The following is a 6,767-nucleotide window of genomic DNA, read 5'->3' on the forward strand; positions in this document are numbered from 1 at the left end:
GGGGGGGGGCGGGGGGCGCGGGCGGGGGGGGGGGGGCCGCGCGGGGGGGCGGGGGGGGGGCTTGGCCGCCGGCCCCCCCCCCCCCGCGACCGTTCCGCTCCGGGGTGGCTCCCGGCTCCTACTTGTAGGTCACTGTGATCGGGTCATGGACGCTGTGCCGCGGAACGGTGACGGTCAGAACCCTGGAGGCGGCGTCCCAGTGGTACGCGTGCGGGGGCAGGGCAACGCCCGCGGCCGTCACACTGCCGGGCTTGTCCGTGCCCATGATCGACAGGGTCCACCGGCGGTGTTCGACCTGACCGCGGAAGGAGCCCTTCGTGGGGCTGATCGACACCGTGTGGCGGCCGCCCGTCTCCCTGTACCGGATCTCCGTCGTGGCGCTCCGGCCCCTCCCTGTGCCGGTGGAGTCGTCCTCGTAGAGGCGGGAGGACCCTGACCCACCCGTGGCGATGGTGAGGGTGACGTCGGTCAGCGCGTTGTGGTCGTCGTGCGCGACGTCGTGGGTGCGGGTGGGCATCATGCCACCGGCCTTGATGAACACCGGCATGGTGCCAAGGTCCGTGGTGACCTCCTGGGTGGTCCCACCGGCGTACGTCTTTCCGGTGAAGTAGTCGGTCCACCGGCCGGGCGGGAACCACACCGAGGTCGTGGTGGAGGCCCCGGGACTCGTGGCGGGGGCGACCAGCACGTCGGAGCCGTAGAAGTACTCGCTGCCTGATGTCGTGTACGCCTGTTGTTCGTCCGGGTACTCCAAGTAGGTGGGCCGGACGATCGGTACGCCCGTGCGGTTCGCCTCCTCGGCGAGCGTGTAGGTGTACGGCACGAGGTTCTCGCGCAGGTTGAGGAACTTCTCCGCCGACTCCTTGGCCGCCGCCCCGTACTGCCAGGGCAGCCGGTCGCTGTGGTTGCTGTGCAGGCGGTCGACGGGCTGGAAGGTACCGAACTGGACCCAGCGTGCGTAGAGGTCGTCGGGCAGCTTGTACGTGGTGCGGGTCTGGCCGCCGACGGTGTACGGCTCGGAGCCCTTCAGGCCGGTGGTGTCGTTGTGGCCGCCGATGTCATGAGTGATGGCGGCCATCCCCGTCGCGGCCGATTCGCCCGGGGTGTAGCCCACTTCGAACTTGAGCGTTCCCCAGGTGGAGGAGGTGTCGCCGGTGAAGTGCACCGTGGTGCGCTTGTCCGCCCAGGGGCCGGTGGGCAGCGCCTGCTGACCGCTGTATCCGCCGGCCTGGAGGGACCCGTAGGCCCGCGAGAGGACGAAACCGCGGCCGAGCGTCCTGGCGGTGGCGGCGGCGTACTGCTGGTTGATCCACGCGTCCGGAGTCACGCCCGGCAGCGAGGACTGCGTCGCGTCGCAGCACCAGTCGAGCCACCAGAAGTCGTTGCCCTGCCGGTCCATGGTCCGGTGCAGGTCCATGTACGCCTTGAGCTGGTCGGGATCGGCGAAGTCGAAGACGTAGCAGTCGTGGGTGACGCTCGCGTCCCCGGCGCAACCGCCCTTTTGCAGCTTGCCCTTGGCCGTGGCCATCGCCTGGGTGAACTGAGGGTCCGAGGCGAGGATGCTCGGGTGGACGTTGAGCGTGTTGTGCAGGCCCTGGGAGGCCGACCAGTCGAAGAAGCCCTTGGGATCGGGGAACTTGGCGGTGTCGATCTCCCAACCGCTCCAGGAGTTCACGGCTTTGAAGTCGGTGTCCGTGACCAGTACGTCGAGCGGGACGCCCTCGGAGCGGAACTTCGGCAGGATCGTGTTCTCGTAGTCCGCCGCGGTGCGGTCGATGTACTCCGAGTACCAGACGCCGTAGGCCCAGGCGGGCAGCAGCGCGGGCGGTCCGGTGAGGGTGGCCAGGTCCGTGAGACCCCGCTTGTAGTCGTGCCCGTAGCCGAAGACGTAGCCGTCCTGGTAGGGCTCACCACCGTGACCCGCACGCGGGGTGACCTGCTGTGAGGCGGTGTCGTACAGCGCCGACGCGGTGTCGTCCAGCAGGTACCAGCCGTCCTGGTCTAGCAGCCCGGGTGTGGTGACGGGGGCGGGGCCGTTGCCGGTGACGCCGTCCAGGCCGCGACGGTATCCCCCGAGCGCCAGGTGCGGCGGCGTCGCGGCGGCCGTGGGCGCGGCCACGGAGACGGTGTCCGCGTTCACGTGGCAGCTCACCGCGTCCGGGCAGCTCAGGGTGATGTCGTTGTCCCCCGCCTTGAGCGTGACGGGCACGGAGGCGCTCTCCCATGTGTCCCAGTCCTTCGTCGCCGGGAGGGACAGGGTGCCGACGGCCCCGCCGGCGGACACGGACGCGGTGCGTGTCTCGTGCCGGCCGTCGGCGCCCACACCGTTGGCGTAGCGGACCCGCAGGGTGTAGGTGCCGTCCGCGGGAACTTCCACCACGTGGGTGGTGAGACTCGCATCCCGGGTGAGCTCGGCGACGAAACCGTTGCCCGCGTATCCCGTGTGGTCGGTGGCGCCGACCGCCGTACCGCCGATGCGCCCGGCCTCCGCCTCGCAGCTCACGCCGAACCGGCAGTCCTCGATCGCGGTGCTGGACACGGGCGGGTACGCGTCGCCCGGGTGGACCAGGGCGACGCTGTCGATGTTGACATTCCCCGAGTCAGACGCGGTGCGGGTCAGTGCCAAGGTGTGGTGCCCCGCGGCGAGTTGGACACTTGTCGGGATGAGGCCCCAGGTGTCCCAGTCCGCCGTGGCCGGCAGGCTCACCGTCTGTTGCGCGCCGCCGTCCACGGAGAGGGTCAGCGTACGGGTCCGGGACTGACCGTCGCCGCCACGGGAATTGGCGTACCGCAGGTCGAGTTCATAGGCGCCCGCACTCTTGACATCGATGTCAGCGGACAGTGAGCTGCCGGCGCCTTCGAACCCGGCGGCGAACCCGCTCCCGGTGTGGCCCTGGTGATCGGAGGCGACGGACACCCCGCTGCCCGGCAGGTTCTCGGCCTCGCACAGGGCCCCGAGTGCGCAGGTCAGGTGGCGCCACGGAGTTGCGGTCACCGGGGTGCCGCCGGCTGTCGCCCGCACCGAGAGGTTCCGCGCGTCGAACTGCCCCGAACCGATCCTGTACCGCAGGGCCATGGCGCTCGTCCTGACGGTGAGCCAGCCGCCGGAGGTCTCGGCGATGTACTCGGTCGGCGTGAACCCCTCGCGGCCGATCGCGTTGAACGTCGGGGCGTCGGTGAATCTTCCGTCACCGGCGTACTCGGTGCGTATCAGGGTCGGCGAGAGGATCTGGAAGCGGGCGTCCCCAGCCGACACGGTGGGTATCCGGGGGTGCCCGTGCGACCCTCCGCCTGCCGATGCGGATGCCGATACCGATGCCGTTGCCGGAGCGGCGCCGGTCACTGTCATGGCCGCGGTGGTGCACAGGACCACGGCAAGACCGATCCGCCTTCGCGGGGATCTCAGCCGTCGCCTCATTGACCTGGGCCTCATGTGCGGCTCCCTTCTCACGTCGACCAGTTGGCACGTCCACCACGCATCGGTCGCGCTCGAAGACGTCGGAATCTTCCCGGGGCGCCTTCGAGTAAGGCCATGACGCGGTGTCCACAAGGATGATTTACATCGTTGAAGAGAACATGCGCGATGCGGCCACAGTCGCGCGAGTTGGCCTGGAGCCGGCTCCGCGTCAGACCAACACCGGTTGCCGGGCGCGCTGATGACGGATCGGCAGACGCCGCGACCCGACCCGACGCCCGGTCCGGTACGCCCGCGCGGCGAGGGCGCGGGCACGGTGAGCGGGTCGCCGGAAAATCCCGTGCCGTGCCCTCGGCGGAGGTGCAGACTCGCTCCATGGCGGAGATGCGGGCGTTCCGGGACGCGGTCGGTGTCTGGGCGACCGGCGGTCCCGGCGGGCCGGCGGGCGATCTGGCCGCACGGACGGGGGTGCGGACGGCAGTGTTGCTGGAGGGTCTGAGCGACCTCGCGGCCGTGGAGGCGCTGGCCGTCCGGCGTGGCCGGGACCTGGCCGCCGAGGGGGTGTGCGTCGTGCCGATGGGCGGGGCGATGAGCGTCGGCCGCTACGCCGGTCTCCTCGGACCGCCCGGTCTCGGCCTGCGCCTGGCAGGGCTGTGCGACGAGGGCGAGCGGCCCTTCTACGAGCGCGGCCTGAAGCGGGCACGGGCGCCGCACCGGGGCTTCTTCGTGTGCGTGGCGGATCTGGAGGACGAACTCGTCCGCGCCCTGGGCACAGCGAGGGTGGAGAAGGTCATCGAGGCCGCGGGCGACTTACGTGCCTGGCGGACCTTTCTGCGCCAGCCCGCACAGCACGGTCGGCCCCGGCCACAGCAGGTGCGGCGATTCCTCGGCACGAAGCGAGGCCGCAAGATCCGCTACGGCCGCCTCCTCGTCGAAGCTCTCGACCCCGGTCGGGTACCGGCTCCCCTCGACGGCCTCCTCAGGAGCCTGTGACTCGGCGGACGAGGAGAGCCGTGGTGACGACAGGGGTCGAGCGTGGATCGTCGCCGGGTGCGACGGGTGACCGTCCCCGTGCGGTCGGTGTCCGGTCCGCACGCCGACGGCTGCCCGACGCCGCTCGGACCCGGGGCCTGGGAATTGGCACCCGGCACTTGGGAGAGCGCCTGCCACCCGTAGTACGGTCACTGAGGACGGCGGGCACGGGAAGAGGAACCCCCATGAACCAGAACTCGGGTGAAGCCGCACGCCTTGAGGACGCGGAGCTCACCCGGGCCGCGCAGGCCGGTGAGGTCGCCGCTCTGGGACTGCTGCTGGAACGGCACCGGGCGGGTATGCGCGCGGTGGCGCTGAGCATCCTCGGGCCGGGGCCCGACGTCGACGACGTGGTCCAGGACGCGGCCGTGACCGCGCTGCGCCGCGTGCGGGACGTCCGCGACCCGGCGGCCGTGGGCGCATGGCTGCGGATGATCGTGCGCAACGCCGGCCGGTCCCTGTTGCGCTCCTCCGTACCCTCCCAGCCCATCGACGATCTGCACCTGCCCTCCACGGACACCGCTCCGGAACGCTGGCTGGAGCACCACACGATGCGGAACTGGGTCTGGGAGGCCATGGAGGAGCTCTCCCCCACGCTGCGTCTGCCCCTGGTACTGCGCCACTTCAGCACCACCGTCACCTCCTACGAGCGGATAGCCGACGCCTGCGGGGTGCCGGTCGGTACGGTCCGCAGCCGGCTCAGCCAGGGCCGGGCCAGGCTCGCGGCCGCCCTCGCCGCCACGGCGGACGCCCCGCACGGTGACACCGCCCGGCGCGTCCGCGCCAGCCGCACGGAGGCACACGAGACACTGGCCGCCGCCGAGAGCGGACACTTCGGCGCGCTGATGACGGAGCGCTGGTCGCCCGAGATCGCCCTGCTCAGGGGGAACGAGCCGGTGGGCGGCTGGGACGTCCTGGCGCGCGGCATGGACGGTGACCTCGATGCCGGTGTACGCCAGCGCCTCGTTCATGCCGTGGCCGGACGCTCGCTCGTCATCTGGGAGATGGACCTCCTCAACCCCGCGGACGACCCCGACCACTGCCCGCCCTCGGTGGCCTGGCTGATGACCCTGGACGACGTCGGCCGTCCGCACCGGCTTCGCCTCGTGCACCCCAGGCCGGTGGGGGCCCTCCAGTCACTCACTTCGACGTGACGGGTGTCACACGACTCGGATCGAACTTCGCCCGCTCTCCCGCGTCCTGCCGGTGTCATCGACACCTACTGGACACGGAGACACCATGACCGCCTTTGAGACCGGCCCGCTGACCCCCGGGACGCACACCGTCGAGACGGACGGAGTGGCGCAGCGCTATCACGTCCACGGCACGGGACCGGTGTGCGTCGCGCATTCCGGCGGGCCGGGCATCGACTGGGAGTACCTGCGCATGCCGGCGTTGGAGCGCGACCTGACGATGGTGTACCCGGAGCCGATCGGGAGCGGCGGCTCCGGCCGTCTGCCCTCCCACCCCCACGGCTACACCCGGTCCCGTTACAGCCGCTTCCTGGGCGCGCTGATCGAACACCTCGGCGTCCCCGAGGTGCACCTCCTGGGCCACTCGCACGGCGGCTTCGTCGCCCAGTACCACGCTCTGCACCACCCTGAGCGGATCGCCGGGGTGGTCCTCTACGAGAGCGCGCCCCTGACCGGTCCCGAACACATGGCCGAGGCCATGCGGCTGGTGCAGTCGTTCGCGGCGCGGCACGCCGACCATCCCGGGCTCCCCGAGGTCCTGGCGGCTTTCCAGGCGATCCCCAGCATCTCCGACGACGTCCGGATGACGGCCGTCGCCAAGGGCCTGCTTCCCTCGTACTTCGCCGACTACTGGGGCCGGGAGGAGGAGTTCGCCCCCTTCCGTGCCTCCGTGCGGGCCTCCCACATCTCCGGGCTGGACGAGGACCTCTCTCCCGACGTCATCGACGACCGCGCGGATCTCGGCTCGCTCACGGTGCCGGCTCTCGTGGTCGTCGGCCGGCATGACGTCATCTGCGGGGTGCGGTGGGCCGAGGAGCTGCACCGCCTGATTCCGGGATCGGAGCTGTTGATCCTGGAGAACAGCGGGCACTTCGGTCACCTCGAGGAGCCGGAGGCATTCGCGCGGGCGGTGACGGGTTTCGTGACCGCCGGAACACCCAGCGTGGTCTGACCTTCCCGTCGGGCGGGTTCGTCGCGCGCCCGGGTGGCCGCTGAAGGCGAACCGCCTCGTCACCCGCGGTCGGCGGGCCAGGACCTCGACGGGGGGGGGGGGCGGCCCCCCCCCGGGGCCCCCCCCCCCCCCCCCCCCCCCCCCGCCGGCCCCCCGCCCCCCCCCGGCGCCCCAC

General features: G+C 71.5%; 4 protein-coding genes. 3 read left to right on the forward strand and 1 reads right to left on the reverse strand.

What is annotated here, in order from left to right:
- Positions 1–118: 118 nt before the first annotated feature.
- The gene (locus tag ACFV2J_RS37555) at positions 119–3,349 is read right to left on the reverse strand and encodes a TIM-barrel domain-containing protein (RefSeq protein ID WP_385442946.1); all 3,231 of its coding nucleotides are present in this window, start codon (positions 3,347–3,349) and stop codon (positions 119–121) included.
- A 441-nt stretch (positions 3,350–3,790) separates the two neighbouring features.
- On the opposite strand from ACFV2J_RS37555, the gene ACFV2J_RS37560 reads away from it, so the two are divergent.
- From ACFV2J_RS37560 to ACFV2J_RS37570, 3 genes are all read left to right on the forward strand, one after another.
- A complete protein-coding gene (locus ACFV2J_RS37560) occupies positions 3,791–4,408 on the forward strand; it encodes a TOPRIM nucleotidyl transferase/hydrolase domain-containing protein (protein WP_385084817.1) in 618 nt (205 codons plus the stop codon).
- 224 nt (positions 4,409–4,632) lie between these two features.
- The gene (locus tag ACFV2J_RS37565; RefSeq protein ID WP_385084819.1) at positions 4,633–5,601 is read left to right on the forward strand and encodes an RNA polymerase sigma factor; all 969 of its coding nucleotides are present in this window, start codon (positions 4,633–4,635) and stop codon (positions 5,599–5,601) included.
- An 85-nt stretch (positions 5,602–5,686) separates the two neighbouring features.
- Entirely contained in the window at positions 5,687–6,592 is a 906-nt protein-coding gene (locus ACFV2J_RS37570) for an alpha/beta fold hydrolase (protein WP_385084821.1), read from the forward strand.
- Positions 6,593–6,767 lie beyond the last annotated feature (175 nt).

It is taken from the genome of Streptomyces sp. NPDC059668 (assembly GCF_042734135.1).
In the GTDB taxonomy this organism is placed as follows: domain Bacteria; phylum Actinomycetota; class Actinomycetes; order Streptomycetales; family Streptomycetaceae; genus Streptomyces.

Bases quoted from the DNA above. Each gene is read 5' to 3' on its own strand.
- ACFV2J_RS37555 (WP_385442946.1), bottom strand. From the start codon at position 3,349: ATGACAGTGACCGGCGCCGCTCCGGCAACGGCATCGGTATCGGCATCC.
- ACFV2J_RS37560 (WP_385084817.1), top strand. From the start codon at position 3,791: ATGGCGGAGATGCGGGCGTTCCGGGACGCGGTCGGTGTCTGGGCGACC.
- ACFV2J_RS37565 (WP_385084819.1), top strand. From the start codon at position 4,633: ATGAACCAGAACTCGGGTGAAGCCGCACGCCTTGAGGACGCGGAGCTC.
- ACFV2J_RS37570 (WP_385084821.1), top strand. From the start codon at position 5,687: ATGACCGCCTTTGAGACCGGCCCGCTGACCCCCGGGACGCACACCGTC.